This window comes from Arthrobacter sp. STN4 (assembly GCF_024539665.1).
In the GTDB taxonomy this organism is placed as follows: domain Bacteria; phylum Actinomycetota; class Actinomycetes; order Actinomycetales; family Micrococcaceae; genus Specibacter.
The window spans coordinates 49,508-75,103 of record NZ_JAKZGX010000004.1; the positions used below are offsets into that span (position 1 = coordinate 49,508).

Sequence of the window (25,596 nt, forward strand, 5' to 3'; positions counted from 1 at the left end):
GTTGGTGGGGTTAAGCCGGGGCGGCTTGGAAATGCTGCTCGATCAGGGCCCGCACGTCGCCGTGGCAGCCGCCACAGCCCGTGCCCGCCCTGGTCGTGGCGGAAACCTCGGCCACCGTGGCGCAGCCCCCGGCGACGGCGGCCGCTATGGCCTGCTGGTCGACGCCGGCGCAGCGGCACACCGTCCGCGCGGGATCATTGCGCGCCGGCAGCCCTGCACCATCCAGGACCAGCAGGGCCGACCTGTCGGCGGGAAGCTCGGCCCGTCGTTCAAACAGCAGCACCAGCTCGGCCGCAGCCCGGGGCATGCCCACGCTGACGAACCCCTCCAACACGCCGTCCCGGGTGGCCATCTTCACGTACTTGCCGTGTTCCGGGTCCGCCCACACGCTGACGCGCAACGGCGCCCCGGCGCTCCCACCCACGGCAGCGGAACTGTCCGGGGAGCCGGCGGGAAAATTGTCAAACGGCCCGGCTGCCACATTTCCGGCGGCCGCCACGTCCACGCCGCGGGCCTTGAGCAGCATGACCGGCGCGTGCTCGGCGGGCAGCGGCGGTGCCGGCTCCCCAAGTCCGGCCGGCTCCGCGGGTCCGGCCGGCTCCGCGGGTCCGGCCAGGAACCCGGCCAGCCAGTCCGCCTGCCGCCAGCCGGGGCCGATCAGGCCCAACGGCCCGGCGCTGCCAGCGCACTCGCGGCAGCCGGCGTCGGGGCAGCGGACCTCGGCGCAGTCGCCGATCGCAAACACGTGGGGATCGTGGTGTGCCCGCAGCGAATGGTCCACCAGGATGCCGCGGCCCGTCCGGAGCCCGGACCCCGCCGCCACCTCCGTACGCGGCCGGACCCCGCAGGAAAGGACCAGCATGTCCCCGGAAACGGTGCCGCCGCCGTCGAGCTCCAGGGCCGAAAACGACGGCCCCGGGGCAACAGGCCGGCCGCCCGTCCCACCGTCCCCGCCAGTCCCACTATCCCCCGCAGAAGCACCACCGACGGCAGTCCCGGCCAGGACCACCGCCGTCGACCGGGCATTGGCCGCCACCTCGATTCCGCGGGCCCGCAACGCGGCGGCCAGGACCTTTCCGGCGTCGGCGTCGATGCTGCGGCCCAGCGTGTGGGCGCCGTGGTGGACCACCGTGACGCGGGCGCCCTCCTCCGCCGCGGCCAGCGCCGCCTCCAGGCCCAGGATCCCGCCGCCGAGCACCACCACGCGACGCCCGCCCAGCACGGCCCGGTGCAGGGCTGCGGCGTCCTTGAGGTCACGCAGGGCCGTGACCCCGGCCGGCAGCCGCACCGGCAGCTCCGGGTCCGGGTTGAGCCCGCGCAGGTTCGGCACCACGGGCCGGGCGCCGGTGGCGAAGACCAGGCGGTCGTAGTGGACGGCGGGGCCGTCGGAAAGGTGCACGAGCCGGCGGGCGCGGTCGACGCGCCGCACGCAGCGGCCCAGGTGGAGCACGACGCCGGCCGCCTCGAGTTCCGCTGTATCCGCCAGCGTGATGGCATCCACCGTGGTCCGGCCCACGCCAAGGTCCGCCACCAGCACGCGGTTGTAGGCGGCGTGCTGCTCATCGCCCACCACCGTCACGGCCAGCGCGCCGGTCCGGACCGCGGCGAGCAGCCCGTCGACGAGCCGGGCGGCGACCGGGCCAAAACCGATGATGACCACGTGCGGCGTGCCTGTTGCCGCTTCCCGTGCAGCCGGCGCGGCTGAATCGATTCGTGTCATGCCTGGCCCCTTCCGGCCGGCGCCACCACGACCGCGCTGGTCTTGAACTCCGGCATTCCCGAGATTGGGTCGGTGGCCTGGGACGTGAGCAGGTTGGCGCTCTGCCGGCCCGAAAAGTGGAACGGCAGGAACACCGTGTCCAGGCGCTGGGCCGTGCTGTATTCGGCCGTGCAGTGCACCGCGCCGCGGGCGTTGGACACCGTCACGGGCCCGCCGTCGGCGATGCCGCGTGCCGTGGCCGTGGCCGGGTGGATGAGCAGCCGCGCCTCCGGGCGGGCCGCCGCGAGTTCGGGCACGCGGCGGGTCTGCGCGCCGGACTGGTAGTGCTCCAGCAGCCGCCCTGTGGCCAGTGCCAGCGTGCCGGGGCCGGCGTCGGCGCCGAACGGCGCGTCCCGGGTTCCCGCGCCCCGGCCCGCGGCGGCGCCCCGGCCCGCGACGGCGCCCCGGCCCGCGACGGCGGGGGAGACGGGCACCAGGGCGGCCCGGCCGCCATCGTGCGCAAAAGCATCCAGGAACAGCCGCGGCGTCCCCGTGCTGCCGGCGGGGTAGGGCCAGTACGCGGCCTCCCCGGCGTCGAGCATGGCATAGTCGATGCCCGAGTAGTCCGCCGGACCGCCGGCCGACGCCGCCCGCAGCTCGGTGAACACGGCCTCGGGATCATCGCTGAAGGTGGACGGCGCATCGAGCCGGGCGGCCAGCTCCGCCATGATCCACAGCTCGGAGCGTGCCCCGGGCGGCGGCGCGGCGGCGGACCGGCGGCGCAGCACGCGGCCCTCGAGGTTGGTCACCGTGCCGTCCTCCTCGGCCCACTGCAGCACGGGCAGCACCACATCCGCCAGGGCCGCCGTCTCGGACAGGAAAAAGTCGCACACCACGAGGGCGTCCAGGCTGCGCAGGCGCTCAATGACCCGCGCCGCGTCGGGCGCCGACACCGCCGGGTTGGCGCCGTGCACAAGGAACGTCCGGACCCCGCCGGGCCGTCCCAGCGAGGCCAGAAGCTCGACGGCGGGAATACCCGGCCCGGGGATCGCCGCTTCCCCGACGCCCCAGACGCGGGCGACATGGGCGCGGGCGGCCGGGTCGGAGATCTTGCGGCAGCCGGGCAGCTGGTCCGCCTTCTGGCCGTGTTCGCGCCCGCCCTGGCCGTTGCCCTGCCCCGTCAGGGTGCCGTAGCCGCTGTATGCCGAGCCGGGAAGGCCCAGCAGCAGGGCCAGGTTGATGGCGGCCGTGGCGGTGTCGGTGCCGTCCACGTGCTGCTCCACGCCGCGGCCGGTCAGGATGTAGCTGCCGCCGCGGCGGGCGCCCTCGGCCAGCAGCCGGGCGGTTTCGCGCAGCTGCGCCACGGGCACGCCGGTGGCGGCGCTGGTGCGTTCGGGCCACCACGGCGCCACGCTGCGGGCCAGCGCGGCGTAGCCGGTGGTCCTTTGGGCGATGTAGGCCGTGTCCGCCAGGCCCTCGTGGATCACGATGTGGCACAGGCCCAGCAGCAAGGCCAGGTCGGTGGCCGGGACGGGCTGGAGGTGGAGGCCGGCGCCGTCGGCCGTGAAGTCGGCGGTGGCGGTGCGGCGCGGGTCCACCACCACCAGGCCGCCGGAGGCCCGGGCGCCCTGCAGGTGCTGCACGAACGGGGGCATGGTCTCGGCAACGTTGGAGCCCAGCAGCAGGACGGTGTGGGCGCCGTCCAAGTCCTGCACGGGGAACGGCAGCCCCCGGTCCAGGCCGAAGGCGCGGGTGCCGGCCGCCGCAGCCGACGCCATGCAGAACCTGCCGTTGTAGTCGATCCGTGACGTTCCCAGCGCCAGCCGGGCGAACTTGCCCAGCTGGTACGCCTTCTCGTTCGTGAGCCCGCCGCCGCCAAACACGCCGACGGCGTCCGCGCCGTGGGCGGCCCGGGTCGCCGTGACCTGGGCGGCCACCCGCGCCAGTGCCGCGTCCCAGCTGGCGGGGCGGAGCACGCCGTCGTCCGCCCTCAGGAGGGGGGTGGTGAGCCGTTCCGGGTGGCCCAGGAGCGCGGCGGACGACCAGCCCTTGCGGCAGAGCCCGCCGCGGTTGGTGGGGAAGTCGCGGCCGGCAACCTCCGGCCCGCCGGCCGCGGGGGTGAGCGTCATGGCGCACTGCAGCGCACAGTACGGGCAGTGCGTGGGGGTGCCCATCAGATCCCGGCCAGGGACGCGGCGGGCGAGCGGCGCAGGTAGGTAAACCAGGTCACGGCCATGAGCAGCAGGTACGCGGCCACGAAGCCGGTGAACGCACCCGCATAGCTGCCCGTGGCCAGGCGGGAGGCGTTGAGGACCTGCGGGACCAGGAAGCCGCCATACGCGCCCAAGGCGGAAATGAGGCCCAGTGCGGCCGCGGCCCGGCGTGCCGGGCCTCCGCCGGGGCCTCCGCCCGGGCTCCCGTCCGGGCCTCCGCCCGGGCCTCCGCCCCGGCTGCGCGAGCGGAGGGCGAAGACGACCGGGATCATGCGGTAGGTGGAGCCGTTGCCCGCCCCGGCGGCCGCGAACAGCACCAGGAACAGGGCGATGAACAGCGGGAAGCTGCCGAGGGGGAGGGTGAGCAGCTGGGCCAGGGCGGTCAGGGCCAGGATGGCGAAGCAGGCCACCGTGACACGGGCGCCGCCCCAGCGGTCGGCCAGCCTGCCGCCGTACGGGCGGGCCAGCGAACCGACCAGGGCGCCCAGGAACGCCAGCGAGATGGTGGCGGTGCCCAGCGTGAACCCCACGTGCGGGCCGAAGCTGTCCACGATCAGCTTCGGGAATACGGCGGAGAAGCCGATGAACGAGCCGAAGGTGCCCACGTAGAGCAGTGCCAGGATCCACAGGTGCGGTTCCTTCAGGCAGGCCAGCGAGCCGGCGATGTCCGACGTGGCGCCGGAGAGGTTGTCCATGTATTTCCACGCACCCCAGGCCGCCAAGGCGATGAGCGGCACCCACACCAGCCCGGCCAGCGGCAGGCCCAGCGTGCCGGCGGCCAGGGCCGTGACGGCCACGGGGACCATGAGTTGTGCGACGGCGGCCCCCAGGTTTCCGCCGGCCGCGTTCAGTCCCAGCGCCCAGCCTTTTTCCCGGGCCGGGAAAAAGTGGGTGATGTTCGCCATGGAACTGGCGAAGTTGCCGCCGCCCAGCCCGGCCAGCGCGGCCACGGCCAGCATCACGCCGAACGGGGTTCCGGGGTTGGCCGTGCAGGCCGCCAGGCCCAGTGTGGGCACCAGCAGCAGGAGCGCGGAGGTGATGGTCCAGTTGCGCCCGCCAAAGCGGGCCACCATGAAGGTGTAGGGGATGCGCAGCGTGGCGCCCGTCAGGGACGGCATGGAGATCAGCCAAAAGAGTTCGGCGGAGCTGAAGTGGAAGCCGGCCGCGGGCAGGTAGACCACCACGATCGACCACAGCTGCCACACCACAAAGCCCAGGAATTCGCAGGCGATGGACCAGCGCAGGTTCCGCGTCGCGATGGCGCGGCCGCCGCCCTCCCACTGCTGCGTGTCCTCGGCGTCCCAGCCGTGGATCCAGCTGCCCTTGGTGCGCGGCCAGCCCACACCCGCAGCCGGGGCTGTGGCAGCGGGGGCCGGCCCCGTTGTTGCGTCGACGTTCACGTGTGACCTCCAGCGTTGACAACAGTTGCTGCCATTGACGCTATGGGTCCGCCGTTTCCGGGGCGGTCACCCGGTGTGAACTCGCTGTGACATCTCCCTCACCGGGCCGCGGCCGGCGCCGTGAGGGCGTGCGCCCCCGTCCGGCGCCCGCGTCAAGGGCCGTCCATATGATGAGATGGATTGTCCATTGCTTGGACAGGATTGGATAGGATCAAGGAACAAGGGTGTGGGTGGGGTCCTTGTGCGGCCCGCAGCGCCCGCACAGGATCCATCCGAAAGTCACTTTTATGAGCACCCCCTCAACCGCGGAAACCATCGCGGTTCCCACGGCCAACTCGCGCGGCCGCGTGATCGTGGCCAGCCTGATCGGCACCACGATCGAGTTTTACGACTTCTATGTTTACGCCACGGCTGCCGTGCTGGTCTTCCCGGCACTGTTCTTCCCCAACGCCGACGCCACGACGCAGCTGCTGAGCTCCTTCGCCATCTTCGGCGTGGCCTTTGTGGCCCGCCCGCTGGGCTCCATCATCTTCGGCCACTTTGGCGACAAGGTGGGCCGCAAGGGCACCCTCGTGGCGTCGCTGCTGACCATGGGCGTCGCGACGTTCCTGATCGGCTGCCTGCCCACCGCACTCGTGCCCGGCTGGACGTTCTGGGCGCCGGCACTGCTGGTGGTCATGCGCTTCATGCAGGGCCTGGCCCTGGGCGGGGAGTGGAGCGGCGCCGCACTGCTGGCCACCGAAAACGCCCCCGCGGGCAAGCGCGCCATCTGGGGCACCTTCCCGCAGATGGGCGCCCCCATCGGCTTTATCCTGGCCAACGCCCTGTTCCTGGGCATGAGCTTCGGGCTGAGCACCGCCCAGTTCACGGCCTGGGGCTGGCGCATCCCGTTCCTGCTCAGCGCCGTGATGGTCATCATCGGACTGTGGGTCCGCCTGAAGCTCGTGGAAACCCCCGCCTTCCAAAAGGTCATCGACCAGGGCGAGATCACCAAGCTCCCCGTGGGACGCGTGTTCAAGACGAGCTGGCGCCCGCTGGTCCTGGGCACCTTCGTCATGCTGGCCACGTACGTGGTCTTCTACCTCATGACCACCTTCACGCTCTCCTACGGGACCGCACCGGCCACGCTGGAGGCTGCCAAGGCCAAGGCCGCTGCCGCCGGGAAGACCATGACGCCGGACGCCATCAACAACTTCGTGGCCGGGCTCGGGTATGGCCGCAACGAGTTCCTGATCATGCTCATCGTCGGCGTGGTGTTCTTTGGCATCTTCACGCTGGTGGCGGGCCCGCTGGCGGAAAAACACGGCCGCCGCAAGATGCTGCTGTGGGTCACCGTGGCGATCATCGTCTTCGGTTTCACGTTTGTGCCGCTGTTCGGCGCGGGCACCGTGGGCGTCATGGCCCTGCTGATCATCGGCTTCACCCTCATGGGTCTCACCTTTGGGCCGATGGGTGCGCTGCTGCCGGAGCTGTTCCCCACGAACGTGCGCTACACCGGCTCGGCCGTCAGCTACAACCTCTCCAGCATCCTCGGCGCGGCGCTGGCACCGTTCGTGTCGGTGGCCCTGTGGCAGTCGGCCGGCGGCAGCACCGTGCTGGTGGGCCTGTACCTTTCGGCCATGGGCGTGCTGACACTGATCGCCCTCCTGGTCATGAAGGAAACCCGCGACCTGGAGTACGTCTCCAACGTCAGCTGACCCCCGCCCTACGCAACTGGGTCGCAGTTGTTACCGTTTTTGCCCGGTTTTCGGGGCGATTTCGGTAACAACTGCGACCCAGTTGGGGGTTAAGGGGGCTAGTCCTCGATGGTGGCCAGGACGGCGCCGGCGGAGACGGTGTCCCCGGCGGCCGCGCTGAGCCCGGTCACGGTGCCGGCGCGGTGTGCGGTGAGCGGCTGCTCCATCTTCATGGCCTCCAGGACCACGATCAAGTCGCCCTCGGCCACCACGTCGCCGTCCGCCACGGCCACCTTGACGATGGTGCCCTGCATGGGCGAGGTCAGGGCGTTGCCGTTGGCGGCGGCCGGGCCGGCGGTGCGGTTGCGGCCGGCCTTCTTGGCCTTCTTGGCCGCGGCTGCGCCCGAGCCGCCCCCCACGGAGAACGACGCCGGCAGCGTCACCTCAAGCCGTTTGCCGCCCACCTCGACGGTCACGCTCTGGCGCGTGCCGGCGTCGTCCGCGGAACCACCGGCGGAGGCGGGGCCAAAGGCGGGGATGTTGTTGCTGAATTCGGACTCGATCCACCGGGTGTGGATGGTGAACGGGGCGCCGCCGGCGGGGGCGAAGGCGGGGTCCACCACCACGGCGCGGTCGAACGGCAGCACGGTGGGCATGCCGCCGATCTCCATTTCGGCAAGGGCGCGGGCGGACCGCTGCAGGGCCTGTTCGCGCGTGGCGCCGGTGACGATCAGCTTGGCGAGCATGGAGTCGAAGTTGCCGCTGACCACCTCGCCCACGGTGATGCCGGAGTCGACGCGCACGCCGGGGCCCGTGGGCAGCGCCATGCTGGTGACCGTGCCCGGTGCCGGCATGAAGCCGCGGCCCGGGTCCTCGCCGTTGATGCGGAATTCAAAGGAGTGGCCGCGGACTTCGGGGTCGCCGTAGCCGAGGTCCTCGCCGCGGGCAATGCGGAACTGCTCGCGCACCAGGTCGATCCCGGAGACTTCCTCGGAGATGGTGTGTTCCACCTGCAGGCGCGTGTTGACCTCCAGGAAGGAGATGGTGCCGTCCGTGCCCACCAGGAACTCACAGGTCCCGGCGCCAATGTAGCCGGCCTCCTTCAGGATCGCCTTGGACGCTTCGTACAGCCGGCGGTTCTGGTCCCCGGACAGGAACGGGGCCGGGGCCTCCTCCACGAGCTTTTGGTTCCGGCGCTGCAGCGAGCAGTCCCTCGTGGACACCACGACGACGTTGCCCGACGCGTCCGCCAGGCACTGGGTCTCCACGTGGCGGGGTGCATCGAGGAAGCGCTCCACAAAGCACTCGCCGCGGCCAAACGCCGCGACGGCCTCGCGCACGGCGGATTCGTACAGTTCGGGGATTTCCTCGCGGTCCCGGACCACCTTGATGCCGCGCCCGCCGCCGCCGTAGGCGGCCTTGATGGCCAGGGGCAGGCCGAATTCGTCGGCGAAGTCGAGGACTTCCTGGGTGGATTCCACGGGATCCTTGGTGCCCGGGACCAGGGGTGCGCCCACCTTTTCGGCGATGTGGCGGGCCTTGACCTTGTCGCCCAGGGAATCGATGGCCGCCGGCGGCGGGCCGATCCAGACCAGGCCGGCGTCGATGACCCTTTGGGCGAACTCGGCGTTTTCGGCCAGGAAGCCGTAGCCGGGGTGGACGGAGTCGGCGCCGGAACGGCGGGCCACGTCCAGGATCTTGTCCATGACGAGGTAGGACTCCGCAGCCGTGGTGCCGCCGAGGGCGAAGGCCTCGTCGGCCATGCGCACGTGCAGGGCCTCCCGGTCCGGGTCAGCGTACACAGCCACGGAGGCGATGCCCTCGTCGCGGGCCGCCCGGATGATGCGGACGGCAATTTCGCCGCGGTTGGCGATCAGGACTTTGCGGAGCAGGCTTGCGCCCGCCGGCTGTGAGTTGGTCACACGAGACTCCTTCTATTCTTCAGTGAGCCTAGCCTGATTGTGAGGGTTTGGCCCATGCACCATGGCGTTTCGGCGTGTGAAGCGGCCGTGTTTTGTGGGGTTCCTACAAAATGGTCATTCCGGGTAGCCGTTCCTGCCCGGTGCGACGGCGGCGCACACGGGAACACTTGGCCGCCGGCAATCCGTCGCCGCGTGTCCAGGTGCTGTGACCAGGCCACCTGCCCGGCTGGAGTGGGCGTGACGGAGGCGCGGGGGAACTTGCCCACGAACGCCTTATTGATCTTGACAAATCCGGCATGCTCCAGGTGGGGCAACTGCTTGCCCGAGACGGAGCCGACCTGGATGGCGATGCGGAGGTCCCTGAAATCCATGGATTCGGTGTGCGCCAGGGCCGCCGCAATGGACAACCTGACGGGCTGGTGCAGGACCCCACTGATCTCGTGGCGGGCGTGCCCAGGCGGCCCCGGGGCACAACCCGCGGCCAGTTGTGCCCCAGGTGCTCCCGGGGCACAACCTGCGGCGAGTTGTGCCCTGCGCGAAAGTGACGGCCGGGCCGGGCGCAGCAATGGGCGGTTCAGGCCCAGAAGTCGGTGATGGACACCCCGGCCTGCGCCATGAGCCGGCGCAGCGTGGAAATGGACAGGCCCACCACGGTGTGCGGATCACCCTCGACGCCGGAAATGAACGCGCCGGCCAGGCCGTCGATCGTGAACGCGCCGGCCACCTGCAGCGGCTCGCCGGTGGCCACGTAGGCCTCGATCTCCGCGTCCGAGATGTCCTCAAACTTGACCACGGCGCTGGTGACCTCCCCGCGCCCGGCCGGGGCGCCGGCGCGGTCCGTGGCGGGCCGGGCCGAAACGAGCCAGTGGCCGGTGTGGAGGATGCCGGAGCGGCCGCGCATCTGCCGCCAGCGCCCGCGGGCCACCTCCGGCTCCCAGGGCTTTCCGTAGGCCGCGCCGTCCAGCTCAAAGACGGAATCACAGCCCAGCACCAGGCCGCCGGGGGCCGCGGCTGCCACGGCTTCGGCCTTCGCCCGGGCCAGCAGCAGCGCCGTCGCGGCAGGGGAGAGCGGCCCTGCGGCGGCCGTCGCAGCGTCCTCGTCGACGTCGGAGACGAGCACGCGGTGGGCAATGCCGGCGTCGGCCAGAAGCTTGGTGCGGGCGGGGGAAGCGGAGGCCAGGATGAGGGAGGAAGTCATGGCTCCAGCCTAAATGGCGCCGCGGGACGGTTTGACGGCACGTGGTGAACGGTGGTTCACTGGATTGGTGAATGCGCGTTCACCAATCCCCCAACCCGTGAAGGAAGCCTGTGCCGTCCCACCTGGCCGTCAGTGAAGAACCCAGCCCCTCCGGAAGGACCGCCGGAAGGACCTCCCGCAAAACCCCGCGCAAGGCGGCCGCCCCCAAGCGCACCTCGCTCGTCATCACCATCCTGTGCCTGGCCGGAACCGTGGTGGCCCTCCAGCAGACCATGGTGGTGCCGCTGCTGCCGGACTTTCCCCAAATCCTGCATACCTCGGCGGACAACGCCTCCTGGCTCGTCACCGTCACCCTGCTCACCAGCGCCATTGCCACGCCCATCATTTCCCGGCTCGCGGACATGTTCGGCAAGCGGCGCATGATGGTGGTGGCCATGGTGACGATGGTGGTTGGTTCGGTCATCGCGGCGGCCGGCGGATCGTTCGTGATGCTGCTGATCGGCCGCGGCTTCCAGGGCCTGGCCGCCTCCCTCATTCCCGTCGGCATCAGCATCATGCGCGACGAACTGCCGCGTGAAAAGGTCGCCTCCGCCGTCGCCCTCATGAGCGCCACGCTCGGGATCGGCAGCGCACTGGGCCTGCCGCTGGCCGGGGTGATCTACGAATCCCTGGGCTGGCAGGCCATCTTCTGGATCTCCGCCGGCATCGGGGTGCTGCTCATCGTGGCCGTGGTGGCCATCGTGCCTGAATCGGCCGTGCGCACACGCGGAAAGTTCGACGCCGTCGGCGCGGCACTGCTGACGGCCGCCCTGACCGCGCTGCTGCTGGCCATCTCCAAGGGCGGGGAATGGGGCTGGACCAGCGAGCCGGTGATCCTGCTGTTCATCGGCACCGTGGTGTTCCTGGCCCTCTGGTTCCCCTACGAACTGCGCGTCAGCCAGCCGATGGTGGACCTGCGCACCTCCGCCCGCAAGCCCGTGCTGCTGACCAACATCGCCTCGATCCTGGTCGGCTTTTCCATGTACGCGAACATGCTCAGCACCACCCAGCAGCTCCAACTGCCGGGCGTGGGCGGCTACGGCTTCGGCCTCAGCGTGGTGGTGGCCGGGCTCTGCATGATCCCCTCCGGCCTGGCCATGGTGGCCCTGGCCCCGGTCTCGGCGGCGATCACCAAGCGGTACGGCGCCAAGATCACGCTGATCGCCGGCTCTTTGGTGCTGGCCGTCTCCTACGTGGCGCGCGTCTTCTTGACCGGCGAGGTGTGGATGGTGATCCTCGGCGCCACGGTGGTCAGCATGGGCACGGCCATTGCCTACGCCGCCATGCCGACCCTGATCATGCGCTCGGTGCCGATCACGGAAACCGCGTCCGCGAACGGACTGAACTCGCTGCTGCGCGCCGTCGGCACCTCCACCATGTCCGCCGTCGTCGGGGCCGTGCTGACCTCGGCCGTGGTCCATGTGGGCCCCCTCGCGCTGCCCACCGAGAACGCGTTCAAGGAAGTGTTCTGGTACGCGGCCATTGCGGCCCTGCTCTCCATCGGCGTCTCCGTGTTCATCCCGCGCGTCCAGACGGCCCCGGGGCTGGCCGGCGGAACGTCCACCGGGATGTACGACGCCGGTGCCCCGGCGGGTGCCGCCGGTGCGGCCCGCGCCGCAGGGCTCCCGGCCGCCGTCGCCCACCCTGTCGCCGCGGCGGACGGACGGGAAGCGGGGGAGAAAAGCGAGATCGTGGTCAGCGGGACCGTGGTGGGCGCCGGGGGCACCCCCATCCGCCAGGCCGTGGTCAACGCCCTGCACACGAACGGCGAACCCGCGGACTGGAGCCGGGCGGACAACGCCGGCCGCTACTCGCTGGTCCTGCCGGCGTCCGGGCGCTACCTGATTGTCTCCAGCGCCGACAGCTGGGCCCCCAGCTCCCGCGTCCTGGACTTTGCCGACTCCTCCAGCACGGAGGACATCGAGCTCACGCTCCGGCTGACGCTGTCCGGCACGGTGGTGGACGGCGGCCTCCCGCTGGACCACGCCCTGGTCACGCTGACCAAGGCGAGCGGGGAATTCGTCATGTCCACGTTCAGCGACGCCCAGGGACGGTACGAGGTCCCGCTGCCCGCCGCCGGCAGGTACATCCTCACGGGCCTGGAGCCTGAAGGCCTGCGCAGCCTGTCCATGCAGCTGTCCCTGTCGTCGCGGTCGGCCGTGGTGGACCTGGACCTGGGCGGCAGCCCGGAACCGGCCATGGCAGCCGGTGCCCGGGCGGGCGCCTGATGGCCCGGCCCAGCACGCGGGAGGCGGTCATCCACGCTGCGCGGCAGCTGTTTGGCGAGCGCGGCTACACGGCGGTTACCGTCAAGGACGTGGCCGCGCTCGCCGGATACTCGCCGGCCATGGTCATGAAGGTCATGGGCAGCAAGGCCAAGCTTTATGCCGCCGCCGCCCCTGAAGTCCCCAGCTCCGACGTCGTGACGGAGTTCGACGAGCCGCTGGGGTTTGCGCTGGTCCGCAGGATCCTGCGCCGGCGCCGGCAGGGCGAACCGGAGCCGTGGTCCATGGTGCCGCTGCTGGTACAGGACGCCCCCGACCAGGAGGCGGCCCGGGCCGAACTCCGGGAGCGGTACACCAGCTGGATGGCCGCGCAGATCGGCGACACCTCGCCGGCACGGCAAAAGTCACAGCTGGTGGTGTGCGTGGTCATGGGCCTGGGCGCCGGCATCCGCGTGTTGGGCCTGCTGGACGGGAGCGACATTGCGGAGGAGGAACTCATCCAGCACTACGGCGCCATCATCCAGGGGATCGTCGACGAGCCTGCGGGGGAGTGATGGCCCGCCGCCGCAGCGGCGTCCGGATCGGAACTATTTTGGTATGAATCGGCGGCGCCGCCCGCCTGCCGCCGGCTCGGGTCATTGGATAGGGTGGGCACATGGATAATTCCGCACGCCTGTACCCTGACTTGTCCCGCCTTGGCCGGGAAACCGAGATGTTCATGGCCACCGTCGAGACGTTGTCCGACGCCGAGATGACGGCCCCGTCCCTCTGCGCCGGGTGGACACGGGCGGATGTCATTGCCCACATCACCTCGAACGGCCACGCCATCGCCAAGCTCATTGACTGGGCCACCTCGGGCGAGCCGCAGCAGCTCTACGCCTCAAGCGAGGCACGGGCGCAGGAGATCGCCGAACTTGCCGCCCTGCCCCGCGTGGAACTGCTGGGCAGGCTGCGCGAGTCCGCCCAATTCTTTGCCGAGCAGGCCAAGCGGCTGGAAGGGGAGCTGGCGGTCGAGGAAGTGGACTTGCACGGCAAAAAGATTCCGGCAACCTCCATCGTTGCGCTGCGCATTGCCGAAGTCGTGGTCCACCACCACGACCTGGACACCGCCTGGACCATCGCCGAGGCCGATCCCGACTCGGTGCTCAACGCCGTCGAGGCCGCCGTCCGCACCATGCGTGCCAAGGGTGCGCCGGGGATGACCCTGACCACGGAAGAAGGCGAGGAATGGGTGGTCGGCGACGGCGCCCTGCGGGTTTCCTCCGACCGCGAAGGAATGCTCGAATGGCTGGCCCGCGGCGCCGCCGGCAACCTGGATGCTGACGGTCCGCTACCCGTGCTCCCCGCCTGGTAGGAGCTGCTGCGCCGGGCCGATCCGCCCCCGAATACGGCCATGGTCCGGAATCCGGCCCCGAATCCGGCCCCGGTACGAAACCGGCGGTGCAGCTAATGCGGGCAGATCAGTTGTCGGCCCGCATTAGCTGCACCATCGATCCGGCTGCACCATCGATCCGGCTCAGCGCGCCGCGGCGGGCTCCGTTTCGGAAACCCGGGCCCCGGCGCCACCGGTTTCAGCCAGCGACACCAGCTTGGCCCCTTCCACATCCACATCCGGCAGGATCCTGTCCAGCCACTTCGGGATCCACCAGGCCGACTTGCCCAAAAGGTGCATCGCGGCGGGGATGATGGTCATGCGGACCACGAACGCATCGACCAGCACACCGAAGGCCAGCGCGAAGCCGAGCGGGCGCACCATGGTCAGGTGGGAGAAGATAAACCCGGAGAACACGCTGGTCATGATGATGGCTGCGGCCGTGACCACGGGCGCCGCATGCCGGAACCCGGTCCGGACGGCCTGCTTGGCGGACTGGCCGTGGACGAAAGCCTCACGCATGCCGGAGGCGATGAACACCTGGTAGTCCATGGCCAGGCCAAACAGGACGCCGATCAGGATGATGGGCAGGAAGCTGAGCACGGCGCTGGGGTTGGCCACGTCAAAGATGCTGCCCAGCCAGCCCCACTGGTAGACCGCCACCACGCCGCCGAAGGCTGCCACGAGGGACAGCAGGAAGCCGGTCGTCGCCAGGACGGGCACCAGGATCGAGCGGAACACCAGGATCAGCAGGATCAGGGACAGTCCGACGACGATGGCCAGGTAGGGCGGCAGCGCCGCGCCCAGCTTGGCCGAGACATCGACGTTTGCCGCCGTCTGGCCCGTCAGCCCGATGCTGACATGGCTGGCGGCCTTGATGGCGGCACCCTCGCTGCGCAGGTCATGGACCACCTGGACCGTGCTGGCGCTGGCCGGTCCCTCGGCGGGGATGACCTGGTAGACGGCCGTGCGCAGGTTCTTGCTCACCGCGACGGGGATGGCGGCCTGGACGTTGGGGACCCTGCGCAGCTGGTCGGCCACGTCCAGGTTCAGCGCGGTGGCGCTTTGCTGGTCCAGGCCGGCCGGCAGCGAGCCGACCACGATGATGGGCCCGTTCATGCCTTCGCCGAAGTTGGCGCCGGTGATGGTGTACGCCTTGTAGGCGCTGGAGTCGACCGGTTCGGACCCGCCGTCGGGCAGGGCCAGGCGCAGGCCGGCCGCCGGGATGGCGACCACGGCCAGGGCCAGCACGGCGGTGACCAGGGAGATGACCGGGTGCCGGGTGACCAGCCCGCCCCAGCCGCGCCCGCTGCGGGACACGTCCACGGCGTCGTCGCGGGCGGCGGCATCGGTGGCGGACAGGCCGTCGGCGGCGCGCAGCTTCTCCGCGGCCGCATGCTTGGCCCAGGTGCGCCGGGAGATCACGCGCCGGCCCATGAGGGAAAGGATGGCGGGGGTGAGGGACAGCGCGATGAGCACCGCGACGGCGACGGTGGCGGCCGCGGCCAGGCCCAGGACGGTCAGGAACGGCAGCCCGGACACGGAGAGGGCTGCCAGGGCGATGACGACGGTCAGGCCGGCGAACAGGACGGCGTTGCCGGAGGTTCCGGTGGCCTTGGCGATCGATTCACGCATTTCCATGCCGGCGAGCAGCTGCTGGCGGTGGCGGTTGACAATGAACAGCGAGTAGTCGATGCCGACGGCCAGGCCCAGCATCAGGGCCAGCATGGGGGAGATGGAGGACATTTCGATGACGCCGGTCAGCGCCATGGTCCCGCCCACGCCGATGCCGACGCCGACCAGTGCCATGACCAGGGGCAGGCCCGCGGCAACCAGGGTGCCGAGCATGATGACCAGCACGGCGGCGGCAACGGCAATGCCCACCACTTCGGCCGTGCCGAACAGGGCCGAGACGTCCTCGGTGATGTCCTTGCTGTAGTCCACGGTCACGCCGCTGGACTTCAGGGTGTTCAGCTTCTCCTGCAACAGCTGCCGGTTGGCCGGCGTGACGGCGTTCATCGACTCGGAAAACTGCACCTGGCCAATCGCGGCCTTGCCGTTGTCGGAGACGAACTTCAGCCCGGAGGCCGCCTCGGCCGAGCGCCGGCCGGTGGCGAGTTCCGTTTTCTTCGCGGCCAGTTCCTTGGCGGAGGCGCCATACTTGGCCTGGCCGGCGGACAGCTGCTCCTGGCCGGCCGTCAGCTGCGCCTTGTTCGCGTCCAGCTGGGCCTGCGCGGCGGCGATCTGGGCGGAGGCGGCGGCGGCCTGCGGGGACCCGGCCGGCAGTGCGGCGGCCTGGGCCTGTTGGGCGTCCAGCTGCGCCTGCCCGGCACTGAGCCGGGCCCGGCCGGCGGCAAGCTGCGCGGCGGACGCGTCAAGCGTCTTTTTCGCGTCGGCCAGCTGGGCCTCGCCGGCGCCAAGCGCCTTGGCGCCCTCGGCCAGTTTCGCCTGCGATTCCTTCAGGGCGGCCATGGTCTGGAACGGGTCGATCACGCCCTTGACGGTGGGTACGGACAGGGCCGTGGCGAGGGTGGTGGAGATGGCCTTTTCCTGGGCGGGCGTGAATGTCCGGCCGTCGGTGCTGGTGAAAACCACCGTGCCGGAGCCGCCGGACGCCTCGGGGAGGTCGGCCTTGAGCTTGTCCGCCATCTGCTGCGTCTCGGTGCCCGGAATTTGGAAGTTGTTGCTCATGGTGCCCATGAACAGCGCCGCGGCGCCGCCCACCAGGGCCGTGATGAGCGCCCACGCGACGATCACCAGCCACGCGCGGTGTGCGGAAAAGCGGCCAAGCCGGTAGAGCCAGAGAGCCATGTTGCGTCCTTCGAGTTGGATGGCCGGCGCGGGCAGGGTGCGGGCCGGGGTGAAAACCTAGTTGTTGAATCCGTTGCGGACCAGGGAAATGGTGGTGCCCAGCAGCTCCCGCAGGTGCGCCAGGGAGGCGGGGGAGATGTCGCTGCCGTGTTCCTGGAACCACACGCCGAACGCCGCCTTGCAGCTGCCGACGACGGCGCCCACGAGGGCCTGGATGTAGAGCTCGTCCGTGGCGGGTGGCAGGCGGTGGCGGGCGACGTCGGCAATCTTGCTGCTGCATTCCTCCCAGGCCTGCAGCTGGAACCTGCCCAGCTGGGGGTCCTGGGTCAGGGCGAACGTTTCGGCCAGCATGGCCAGGTCGGCGGCGCTGTCCACGGCGGAGAGGGCGTGCCCGGCCGATTCCAGGATTGGCTCGTCGGCGGGGCGGGACTCCAGTTCGGCGATCACGGTGTCGAGGTAGTTCTGGGTGAAGCTGGCGACGGCCGCCTCCACGGAGGAGAAGTAGTTGAAGAAGGTGCGCCGGGACACGCCGGCGGCGGCGGCGACGTCGTCCACCGTGAACTCGCTGAGCGACTTGGCGCGCAGGAAGGCCAGGGTGGCGCCGGCAATGGCCTCGCGCGTGGCGGCCTTGTTCAGTTCGCGGCGGGAGGTGGGGGCAGGCACGGTGGCCTGGGCGGGGACTGCAGCGGAATGTGTCACGTTCCTACACTAAGTGCAAGTTTGCACTGAATGCAAGTTAAGGTTTCCGGTCCGGGCCCTCCCGTCCGGCAGCCCGCCGCGACCCACGCAAAAAAGCCCCCGGGCGAACCGAAATGGTTCGCGCCGGGGGCTATTGTGGCAGCCTGGGCCGTGGGCGGCCTTAGGCGTTGGCGAGCTCGCGCGGGGAGCCGGGAAGACCGGCGTCGGACGCCTCGGAGCTGTCGTCGGCAAACGGGGTGCCATTGCGGGGCGCGTTGTACAGCCCCTCGTCGAGGATGCCCTGGCGCCTGGCGACGATGGTGGGCACGAGTGCCTGCCCCGCCACGTTGACGGCGGTGCGGCCCATGTCCAGGATCGGGTCAACGGCCAGCAGGAGCCCGACGCCGGCCAGCGGCAGTCCCAGCGTGGACAGCGTCAGGGTGAGCATCACGACGGCGCCCGTGGTGCCTGCCGTCGCGGCCGAGCCCAGCACGGAAACCAGCACGATGAGCAGGTACTGGCCGAAGTCCAGGTGGATGCCGAAGAACTGGGCCACGAAGATGGCGGCAACGGCCGGGTAGACCGCGGCGCAGCCGTCCATCTTGGTGGTGGCCCCCAGCGGCACGGCGAAGGAGGCATAGGCCCGCGGCACACCCAGGTTGCGCTCGGTCACGCGCTCCGTCAGCGGCAGCGTGCCGATCGAGGAGCGGGAAACGAAACCCAGCGAGATGGCGGGCCAGGCGCCGGAGTAGTACTGCTTGATGGACAGCTCGTGGGACTTGACCAGGATCGGGTAGACCACGAACAGGACCAGGGCCAGGCCCACGTAGATGGCAATGGAGAACTTGCCGAGGGCGCCGATGGTGGTCCAGCCGTAGGTGGAGACGGCCTTGCCGATCAGGCCCACCGTGCCCAGCGGGGCCAGGCGGATGATCCACCACAGCACCTTCTGGATCACGGCGAGGGCGGAGCCGTTCAGCTTCAGGAACGGCTCGGCGGCCTTGCCGACCTTCAGCGCCGCAATGCCGATGGCAATGGCGATGACCAGCACCTGCAGGACGTTGAAGTTCACGCTCGTGGCGAGGTCTCCGCCGTCGCCGGCCTTGGTGGAGGCCGCCAGGCCCATGAAGTTCGACGGAATCAGGCCGGTGAGGAACGCCCACCAGTCGCCGGTCTTGCCGTCGTAGCCCTTCGGCGCGGCCTGGCCGGTGCCGGCGCCGGGCTGGAAGACCAGGCCCAGCACAATCCCGATGCTCACGGCGATCAGCGAGGTGATGGCAAACCAAAGCAGCGTGTTCCATGCCAGGCGGGCCGCGTTGGTCACCTGGCGCAGGTTCGCGATCGAGGAGACGACGGCGGTGAACACGAGGGGGACCACGGCCGCCTTGAGCAGCGAGACGTAGCTGGAGCCGATGACGGTCAGCGTGGCGGTGAGGGCGTTGGGGCTGGTCTCGGGGTCGCCGCCCAGGTTGCGGGCCACGAGGCCCAGGATGAGGCCGGCGATGAGGCCCGCAATGATTTGGATGCCGAAGTTGCCGGCCCAGCGGGGCAGGCGGGACACCTTCGGGGTGCTGGCGGTGGAAGTCATGGGTCAACGGTAGGCGCGGCACAATAGCACCCGATAATTTGTGTTTCCCTGTGTTACACCTGTGAATTCGCCTTTGTTACGCCCTCGGCACGTTGTTTGCGCGCGACGGGCGGGCCGCCGGGGCGGCGCCGTCGTGCAGCCGAGTCCCGGTGCGCCTCCGTGTCCAGGCCGCTGCCCCTGGCCAGCAGGGTGGGCAGGCGGGCCGGTTCGTCGCGCTGGGCTGCCGTCAGGGGTGCGGTCAGCCGCGCCTCGTGGTCCTTTGCCACGGTGCGCAGCCTGGCCGGCAACTCCCGTCCGGCATCGGTCAGGTGCAGTTCGCAGTTGCGGCGGTCCGTGCTGCTGCCCGTGAACAGCGCCGCGGCCGGCTCGACGCCGCCGTCAACAACTTGTCCGACGGCGGCAGGCCCCCACCCCGCCCACTGGGACGCGGCCGAGTTTGACAGCGCCCTCGACGTGGATCTCCGGGGCGTGTTCCTGTGCCTGAAGCATCAGCTGCGGCTCATGCAGCACAACGCCGACGGCGGCGCCATCGTCAACATGTCCTCCACCGCCGGTGAGCAGGGCGTCAGCGGGCTCGCCGGCAACGTGGCGGCGAAGTTCGGCGGCCGTGTGGTTGTGCTCGGCGCAGTCCGGCTTTGTCACCGGCACCGTCCTGCCCGTCGACCGCGGCCGGCGTTCGCGATCCACGGAGTCCGCCGTAGCTAAAAGCACCACCGCAATGCGCGCATCGGCAGTACCGGGCATCGGGCCCGATGCGGGTTTTGCGCAAAGGTTGCTGGGGCACAACCCGGGCTCGGTTGTGCCCCCGGTACCCCCGGGGCACAACTTGACCCGGGTCTTGCCCCATGGACAAGTCCACCGCCAGCGCCCACGCCCTAGCCCAGCAGCGCGGCCTTGAGCGTGTCGAGCCCCACGGAGCCCACGTTCAGCGCCTGGGTGTGGAAGCCACGCAGCGAAAAGGCGGCGCCGTCCCGTTCGGCGCGGACGTCGCGGATCTCCTCCCACAGCCGCTGGCCGATCTTGTACGACGGCGCCTGCCCCGGCCAGCCGAGGTAGCGGTTGAATTCAAAGTCGAGCTGGCCGGCGGAGATGTCCAGGTTCTTGCGCAGGAACTCCAGCCCGGCGTCCGCGGTCCAGGTGCCGGAGCCCCACCGCTCCGGGACCGCCAGTTCCAGGTGCACGCCAATGTCAAAGACCACCCGCGCCGCCCGCATGCGCTGGGCGTCCAGCATGCCCATCCTGTCGCCCGGATCGGCCAGGAAACCCAGCTGGTCCATGAGCCGTTCGGCGTACAGCGCCCAGCCCTCGCCGTGCCCGGACACCCAGCAGACGTTGCGCCGCCAGTCGTTGAGCAGCCCGCTCTGGTAGGTGGCCGTGGCGATCTGCAGGTGGTGCCCGGGCACGCCCTCGTGGTAGACCGTGGTGGTTTCGGCCCAGGTGGTGAACGTGTCCTCGCCCTCGGGCACCGACCACCACATGCGCCCCGGCCGGGAGAAGTCCTCGGACGGGCCGGTGTAATAGATGCCGCCGTCCTGCGTGGGCGCGATCCGGCATTCAAGGGTGCGCATGATCTCCGGGATGTCGAAGTGCGTTCCGGCCAGGGCGGCCACGGCGGCGTCGGACTTTTGCTGCATCCACCCGGTCAGCGCCGCAGTCCCCTGGATCCGGCGGGCCGGGTCGGCATTGAGCAGCGCCTTGGCCTCCCCGATGGAGGCGCCGGGGCGGATCCGGTCCGCAACGGCCTCCTGCTCGGCGATGATCCGGTCCAGTTCCGCCACGCCCCAGGCATACGTTTCCTCCAGGTCGACGGCGGAGCCCAGGAATTCCCGCGACGCCAATGCATAACGTTCCCGGCCCACGGCGTCCCGTGCCGGGGCCTGGGGGAGGAGCTCCTGGCGCAGAAAGGCGACCAGGGTGCCGTAGGCGCCCCGGGCCAGCGCGGCGTTGGCGGCCAGCGCCGCGGCGAGGTCCTCCGGGAGGGAGGTGCCGGCGTCGCCCGTGCCGGCCTCCACCGCGTCCGGGGAAAGCGACGCATCGGCGGCCAGCCTGGTGAAAAAGCCGTCCGCGGCGGCGTGGCGTTCGCACTGCCCGATGACGGCGGCCACCTGCCGGCGTGCGGAGACCAGGCCCCGCGCGGCGCCGGCCCTCAGCGAGGCGATGTAGCCGTCCACGGCGGCCGGGACGTTGGCGAGCCGGCCGGAAATGTGCTCCCAGTGGGCCGTGGTGGCCGTGGGCATGAGGTCGAAGGTGGCGCGGATGCCCTGGGCCGGGGAGGCGATGTTGTTCAGCTCCGCCAGCGGCCAGCCGGTCTCCAGGGTTTCCAAGGCCAGGCCCAGGCGTTCGCGCATGGCGTGCAGGGTCACGGCGTCGACGCCGTCCACCGGTGCCAGGGCGGAAAGGCTGTCCAGGGCGTCGCGTGCGGCGGCGGCCTGCGCGTCGAACCCGGCCGGGGAAAAGTCCCGGTACTCGGTCTCCCGGCCGGCCATCCCCAGCTCCGTGGCGAAGCCCGGATCGAGTTCCAGCAGCTTCGCGGTGTAGGCGTTGGCGGCGTCGTCAATGGCGCTGGCCGGTCGGGCCAGGCGGGTCGGATCAGGTGTCATGCCCCGAGCCTACAGGCCCGTTTCGGCGGGCCTGCCGTCCAGCCGCCACCGGTGCTGACATACTGGGTTTCGTGTCCGGCCTCCAGGCAGTGGCAGTGATGTTCAGGAAGTCGCTGCGGCTCGATTTTTCCCAGTCCGACCCCGTGGTTGCGGCGCGCAACGCCTTCGGGGTCGCCATTCCGCTGCTCCTGGGCGTGGCGCTCGGCAACGTCCCGATGGCCGTGTTTGGCGCTGTCGGCGCCCTCTTTGCCTCCTTCGCCGACCGTCCGGGCAGCTACCGACTCCGGCTGGCCAGGATGGGCGGGACGTCCGCGGCCGTGGGGATCGGCGGCGGGCTGTCGGTGCTGTGCGGCCGTTCGGTGCCCCTGTCGCTGCTGCTGGTGGCCGTGTTTGCCTTCACCACCGGGATGCTGCTTTCGCTCGGCATCAACGTGGCGCAGGTGGGGATCGCGGCCACGGCCGTGGCGATTGTGCTCAACCGCTTTCCGCTGCCACCGGCCGCCGCCCTGCAGGTCGCCGCCGTGGTGGCCGCGGCCGGGCTGGTGCAGAGCCTGCTGGCGCTCGCCGGCTGGCCGCTGCACCGCCATGCCCCCGAACGGGCCGTCCTGGCCGACCTCTACGCCGGGCTGGCCGGGCGCACCCGTTCGGAACATCCCAAGATGACGGCCCCCGGCGCCGGCGTGCTGCTGGAGAAGGCCCGGGCCACCATCACCGGGTTCGGCCACGGGCACGGCCCCAGCATGATGTCCTACCGCGGACTGCTGGATGAAGGTGAGCGGATCCGGCTGGAGGTCATGGCGCTGGGCTACTGCCTGGAGCGCTTTGACCGCGCCGGGAAGGCAGGGCCGTACGACGCCGTCCGCCGCCTCCTGCGCGAAGCCGGCCTGGCGCTGGAAGGGGTGTCCGCCGCGCTGCGCAAGGGCGCCGTGTTCGAGGATGGCTCCCTGGCCAAGGTGGCGGAGGCGGCAGCCCGGCTGCGGGACGTCATGGACCGGCACCCGGACTCACCCACGGGCCGCTTTGCCTCGCTGCATGCCCGGGCGCTGGCCGGGCAGCTGCGTGCCTGCGCCCGCATGGTCACGCCCGGCGCGGTGGAGGGCCGGGTGGAAGAAAGGGCCAGCCGGGTGGGCGGGGTGCGGATCTCGCTGCAGGCGCCGCTGCACATCCTGCGGGCCAACCTGCGGCTGGACTCCGCCGTGGCGCGGCACGCCATCCGGCTGACGGTGCTCGTGACGGCCACGGACTGGCTGGCGCGGATGCTGCCCGGCAGCGACCGGGGGTACTGGATTCCGCTGATGGTGCTGTTGCTGCTGCGCCCGGACTTTGCCGCCACCCTGCACCGCACCAGCTCCCGGCTGGCCGGCACGTTCGTGGGGCTGGGCGTCGGCACCGCCGCCACGTATTTGCTGGGCCACGGAAACCTGTACGCCATCGTGGCCCTGATTGTCCTCTTTGTCTTCGGGGTCCGGCTCTCCGGGGCGCCCAACGCGTTCTTCATGGGCATCTGGACCGCGGCGTACCTGGTGGCGCTGCTGGACCTGGCCGGGATTCCGGCGGCCTCGGTGGCCGTGCCGCGCCTGCTGGACACGGCCGTGGCCGGCATCCTGGCGGTGGCCGCCACCGTGGTGTGGCCGGCCTGGGAGAGGGGTTATTTGCCGGCCCGGATCGCCGAGCTGCTGTCGGCCTACCGGCGCTACCTCGTGGCCATCACGGACCCTGCGCCCAACAAGGAACGGATCGACGCCGCCCGCGTCAGCGCACGCCTGGCCCGGTCCAACGCGCAGGCGTCGCTGGAGCGCACGCAGGCCGAACCCGTGGCGGGGCAGGCCGCGCTTTTCACGGGCGAGGGCGTCCTGGTCCAAAGCCACCTGCTGGTCCAGGCCGCCATGGTGGTCGACGCCGCCCGGCTCTCGCTCCGGGCCGGCCGGCAGCCGGTGGAGGGGCTGATGCGCCAGCTGGCGCCCTTCATCGCCGACTGCGCCACCACGCTGGAAGCCTGCGAGGCGGCGGTGGCCTCGGGAGGCCCTGCCCGCGGCGCCGTGGCCCTGCGCAATTCCTACCTGGCGTTGCGGGACACCATGGAACGGGACCCGGTCCAGGCCGAAACGGTGCAGCTGGCCGTGCTGGACGCGGCGGACAGGATCGCCAACTCCCTGGACACGATGGTCCACCTGCTCAAGGAGCGCGGCGCCCGCCAAAAGGCCCCGGCCGCCTGACATTTAGCGGGCCGAACGCCGCCAGGAACCGGCCCCGGGGCGCGGCGGCAGGTGCAGCTGGGCGCGCCGGGCCCAGGGCTGGGTGGCGGGCTTGGCCTTTTCGCGCACGGCGCTTCCCTGCAGGGCCAGGACGACGGCGGTCACCGCCGCCAGTTCCTCGGCCGTCGGCTCGCCGCGGGTCACCGTGAGCAGCGGCTCCGCCGCCGGTCGGGCGTTGGCCGCCGCCGGTCGAGCCTGTCGAGCCTGTCGAGACCCGGCCGCCGCCTGGATTTCGGCAAGCCCAATCACCGGGGGCTCAGCCGGCTTGCCTGCTTCGTTCGTCACAGCGGGATGTTCCCATGCTTCTTGGCGGGCAGGCTGGCCCGCTTGTCGCGGAGGGCGCGCAGGCCCTTGATGAGCTGGATGCGGGTGTCGGACGGGGCGATGACGGCGTCAACATAGCCCAGCTCGGCAGCCTGGTAGGGGTTGAGCAGCTCTTCCTCGTAGCCGCGCACAATCTCCGCGCGGCGGGCCTCGACGTCGCCGCCGTCGGCCGCCACGGCGGCCAGGTCGCGGCGGTAGAGGATGTTCACGGCGCCCTGGGCTCCCATGACGCCGATCTGGGCGGTGGGCCAGGCCAGGTTCAGGTCGGCGCCGAGTTTCTTGGAGCCCATGACGATGTACGCGCCGCCGTAGGCCTTGCGCGTGATGACCGTCAGCTTCGGCACGGTGGCCTCGGCGTAGGCGTAGAGCAGCTTGGCGCCGCGGCGGATGATGCCCTGGAATTCCTGGTCCTTGCCCGGCAGGAAGCCGGGCACGTCCACGAGGGTGATGATGGGGACGTTGAACGCGTCGCAGTGGCGCACAAAGCGTGCGGCCTTTTCCGAGGCGGCAATGTCCAGGGTGCCGGCGAACTGCAGCGGCTGGTTCGCCACGATGCCCACCGTGTGCCCCTCGATCCGGCCGTAGCCGATCATCACGTTTGGCGCGTAGAGGGCCTGCATCTCCAGGAAATGGCCGTCGTCCAGGATCTGCTCGATCACGGCGTGCATGTCGTAGGGGTGGTTGGCGGAGTCCGGGACCAGCGCATCCAGGGCGAGGTCGCCGTCGTCGGGCTCCAACTCCTGGTCGTGCTCGGTGACGGGGGCCTCGGCCAGGTTGTTCGAGGGCAGGAAGTCCAGCAGCTCGCGGACAAACTCAATGGCATCGGCCTCGTCGGTGGCCAGGTAGGTGGAGGTGCCGGTGTTGGCGTTGTGCTGGCGCGCGCCGCCGAGGGTCTCCATGTCCACGTCCTCGCCCGTGACCGCCTTGATGACGTCCGGGCCGGTGATGAACATGTGGGAGGTCTTGTCCACCATGACCACGTAGTCGGTCAGCGCGGGGGAGTAGGCCGCACCGCCGGCGCAGGGGCCCATGATGAGGGAGATCTGGGGCACGACGCCGGATGCGTGCACGTTGTTGCGGAAGATGTCCGCGAACATGGCCAGGGAGGCCACGCCTTCCTGGATGCGGGCGCCGCCGCCGTCGTTGATGCCCACCACCGGGCAGCCGTTGCGCAGCGCGAATTCCTGGACCTTGACGATCTTTTCGCCGTTGACCTGGCTCAGCGAGCCGCCGTAGACGCTGAAGTCCTGGCTGTACACGGCCACCAGGCGCCCGTCCACGGTGCCGTAGCCGGAGACCACGCCGTCGCCGAGGGGCTTCTTCTTTTCCATGCCAAAGGCGTGCGAGCGGTGCACGGCGAGGGCGTCGAATTCCACAAAGGAGTCCGGGTCCAGGAGCAGGTCGATGCGCTCACGGGCCGTGTGCTTGCCCTTGGCGTGCTGCTTCTCCACCGCCGCCTCGCCGGACGGCACCGCGGCCTGGGCCAGCCGGTCACGGAAATCGGCAATTTTGCCTGCTGTTGTCGAAAGGTCGTGGCTCATGTGTACTCCGGCTCGATAGGTGGCAGCTTGCTCTCCCTTAAGTAGGAACTGCACA

The 25,596-nt window shown here is 70.7% G+C and carries 19 protein-coding genes; 6 read left to right on the top strand and 13 right to left on the bottom strand.

The annotated features are described in order from the left end of the window. Positions 1–10: 10 nt before the first annotated feature. Genes MMF96_RS04770 through MMF96_RS04780 form a run of 3 tightly spaced genes read right to left on the bottom strand, consistent with a single transcriptional unit; the run spans position 11 to position 5,312 of the window. Entirely contained in the window at positions 11–1,720 is a 1,710-nt protein-coding gene (locus tag MMF96_RS04770) for an FAD-dependent oxidoreductase (protein WP_256882729.1), read from the bottom strand. Next, positions 1,717–3,873: a molybdopterin oxidoreductase family protein gene (locus tag MMF96_RS04775; RefSeq protein WP_256882730.1), complete on the bottom strand. Its 2,157-nt coding sequence runs from the start codon at positions 3,871–3,873 to the stop codon at positions 1,717–1,719. Before MMF96_RS04775 ends, MMF96_RS04770 begins: the two co-directional genes overlap by 4 nt. Continuing rightward, positions 3,873–5,312 (bottom strand): MFS transporter, encoded by a 1,440-nt coding sequence (locus tag MMF96_RS04780; RefSeq protein WP_375141402.1) that lies wholly within the window; start codon positions 5,310–5,312, stop codon positions 3,873–3,875. Before MMF96_RS04780 ends, MMF96_RS04775 begins: the two co-directional genes overlap by 1 nt. A 287-nt stretch (positions 5,313–5,599) precedes the next feature. Between MMF96_RS04780 and MMF96_RS04785 the strand changes: the two genes are divergently transcribed. Beyond that, on the top strand, positions 5,600–7,009 hold the full coding sequence (locus MMF96_RS04785) for an MFS transporter (RefSeq protein ID WP_256882731.1): 1,410 nt from the start codon (positions 5,600–5,602) through the stop codon (positions 7,007–7,009). A gap of 98 nt (positions 7,010–7,107) precedes the next feature. On the opposite strand, the gene MMF96_RS04790 is transcribed toward MMF96_RS04785, so the two are convergent. The 3 genes from MMF96_RS04790 to MMF96_RS04800 are packed head-to-tail and all read right to left on the bottom strand — an operon-like array spanning position 7,108 to position 10,108. Next, complete coding sequence (locus MMF96_RS04790) at positions 7,108–8,910, bottom strand: biotin carboxylase N-terminal domain-containing protein (protein WP_256882732.1); 1,803 nt, start codon at positions 8,908–8,910, stop codon at positions 7,108–7,110. Further along, positions 8,907–9,476 carry a transcriptional regulator gene (locus MMF96_RS04795; RefSeq protein WP_306295706.1) on the bottom strand — a complete coding sequence of 190 codons (570 nt, stop codon included), beginning with the start codon at positions 9,474–9,476 and terminating at the stop codon, positions 8,907–8,909. Before MMF96_RS04795 ends, MMF96_RS04790 begins: the two co-directional genes overlap by 4 nt. A gap of 8 nt (positions 9,477–9,484) precedes the next feature. Beyond that, positions 9,485–10,108, bottom strand: a complete 624-nt coding sequence (locus tag MMF96_RS04800) for a nucleoside triphosphate pyrophosphatase (RefSeq protein WP_256882734.1) — start codon at positions 10,106–10,108, stop codon at positions 9,485–9,487. A 110-nt stretch (positions 10,109–10,218) separates the two neighbouring features. Between MMF96_RS04800 and MMF96_RS04805 the strand changes: the two genes are divergently transcribed. From MMF96_RS04805 to MMF96_RS04815, 3 genes are all read left to right on the top strand, one after another. After that, positions 10,219–12,375, top strand: coding sequence for an MFS transporter (locus MMF96_RS04805; RefSeq protein WP_256882735.1), 2,157 nt, complete (start codon positions 10,219–10,221; stop codon positions 12,373–12,375). Continuing rightward, the gene (locus MMF96_RS04810) at positions 12,375–12,926 is read left to right on the top strand and encodes a TetR/AcrR family transcriptional regulator (protein ID WP_176615548.1); all 552 of its coding nucleotides are present in this window, start codon (positions 12,375–12,377) and stop codon (positions 12,924–12,926) included. Before MMF96_RS04805 ends, MMF96_RS04810 begins: the two co-directional genes overlap by 1 nt. Positions 12,927–13,027: 101 nt before the next feature. Beyond that, complete coding sequence (locus MMF96_RS04815; RefSeq protein ID WP_256882736.1) at positions 13,028–13,726, top strand: maleylpyruvate isomerase family mycothiol-dependent enzyme; 699 nt, start codon at positions 13,028–13,030, stop codon at positions 13,724–13,726. A gap of 162 nt (positions 13,727–13,888) precedes the next feature. Here MMF96_RS04815 and MMF96_RS04820 read toward each other — a convergent pair whose 3' ends face one another. From MMF96_RS04820 to MMF96_RS04835, 4 genes are all read right to left on the bottom strand, one after another. Next, positions 13,889–16,555, bottom strand: a complete 2,667-nt coding sequence (locus MMF96_RS04820; RefSeq protein WP_256882737.1) for an MMPL family transporter — start codon at positions 16,553–16,555, stop codon at positions 13,889–13,891. Between the two features lie 57 nt (positions 16,556–16,612). Further along, on the bottom strand, positions 16,613–17,254 hold the full coding sequence (locus MMF96_RS04825) for a TetR family transcriptional regulator (RefSeq protein WP_256882738.1): 642 nt from the start codon (positions 17,252–17,254) through the stop codon (positions 16,613–16,615). 160 nt (positions 17,255–17,414) lie between these two features. Further along, complete coding sequence (locus MMF96_RS04830) at positions 17,415–18,821, bottom strand: dicarboxylate/amino acid:cation symporter (protein ID WP_256882739.1); 1,407 nt, start codon at positions 18,819–18,821, stop codon at positions 17,415–17,417. A gap of 53 nt (positions 18,822–18,874) precedes the next feature. Continuing rightward, positions 18,875–19,087, bottom strand: coding sequence for a hypothetical protein (locus tag MMF96_RS04835; protein ID WP_256882740.1), 213 nt, complete (start codon positions 19,085–19,087; stop codon positions 18,875–18,877). Between the two features lie 55 nt (positions 19,088–19,142). Here MMF96_RS04835 and MMF96_RS04840 point away from each other — a divergent pair, with 55 nt between their 5' ends. After that, complete coding sequence (locus MMF96_RS04840) at positions 19,143–19,526, top strand: SDR family NAD(P)-dependent oxidoreductase (RefSeq protein WP_256882741.1); 384 nt, start codon at positions 19,143–19,145, stop codon at positions 19,524–19,526. Between the two features lie 170 nt (positions 19,527–19,696). On the opposite strand, the gene MMF96_RS04845 is transcribed toward MMF96_RS04840, so the two are convergent. Next, positions 19,697–21,421 (bottom strand): DUF885 domain-containing protein, encoded by a 1,725-nt coding sequence (locus tag MMF96_RS04845; protein WP_256882742.1) that lies wholly within the window; start codon positions 21,419–21,421, stop codon positions 19,697–19,699. A gap of 71 nt (positions 21,422–21,492) precedes the next feature. On the opposite strand from MMF96_RS04845, the gene MMF96_RS19745 reads away from it, so the two are divergent. Further along, entirely contained in the window at positions 21,493–23,637 is a 2,145-nt protein-coding gene (locus MMF96_RS19745; RefSeq protein ID WP_309145215.1) for an FUSC family protein, read from the top strand. 3 nt (positions 23,638–23,640) lie between these two features. On the opposite strand, the gene MMF96_RS19750 is transcribed toward MMF96_RS19745, so the two are convergent. Continuing rightward, positions 23,641–23,961 (bottom strand): acyl-CoA carboxylase subunit epsilon, encoded by a 321-nt coding sequence (locus tag MMF96_RS19750; RefSeq protein ID WP_309145216.1) that lies wholly within the window; start codon positions 23,959–23,961, stop codon positions 23,641–23,643. After that, positions 23,958–25,541, bottom strand: coding sequence for an acyl-CoA carboxylase subunit beta (locus tag MMF96_RS04860; RefSeq protein WP_176615557.1), 1,584 nt, complete (start codon positions 25,539–25,541; stop codon positions 23,958–23,960). Before MMF96_RS04860 ends, MMF96_RS19750 begins: the two co-directional genes overlap by 4 nt. Positions 25,542–25,596: the final 55 nt, after the last annotated feature.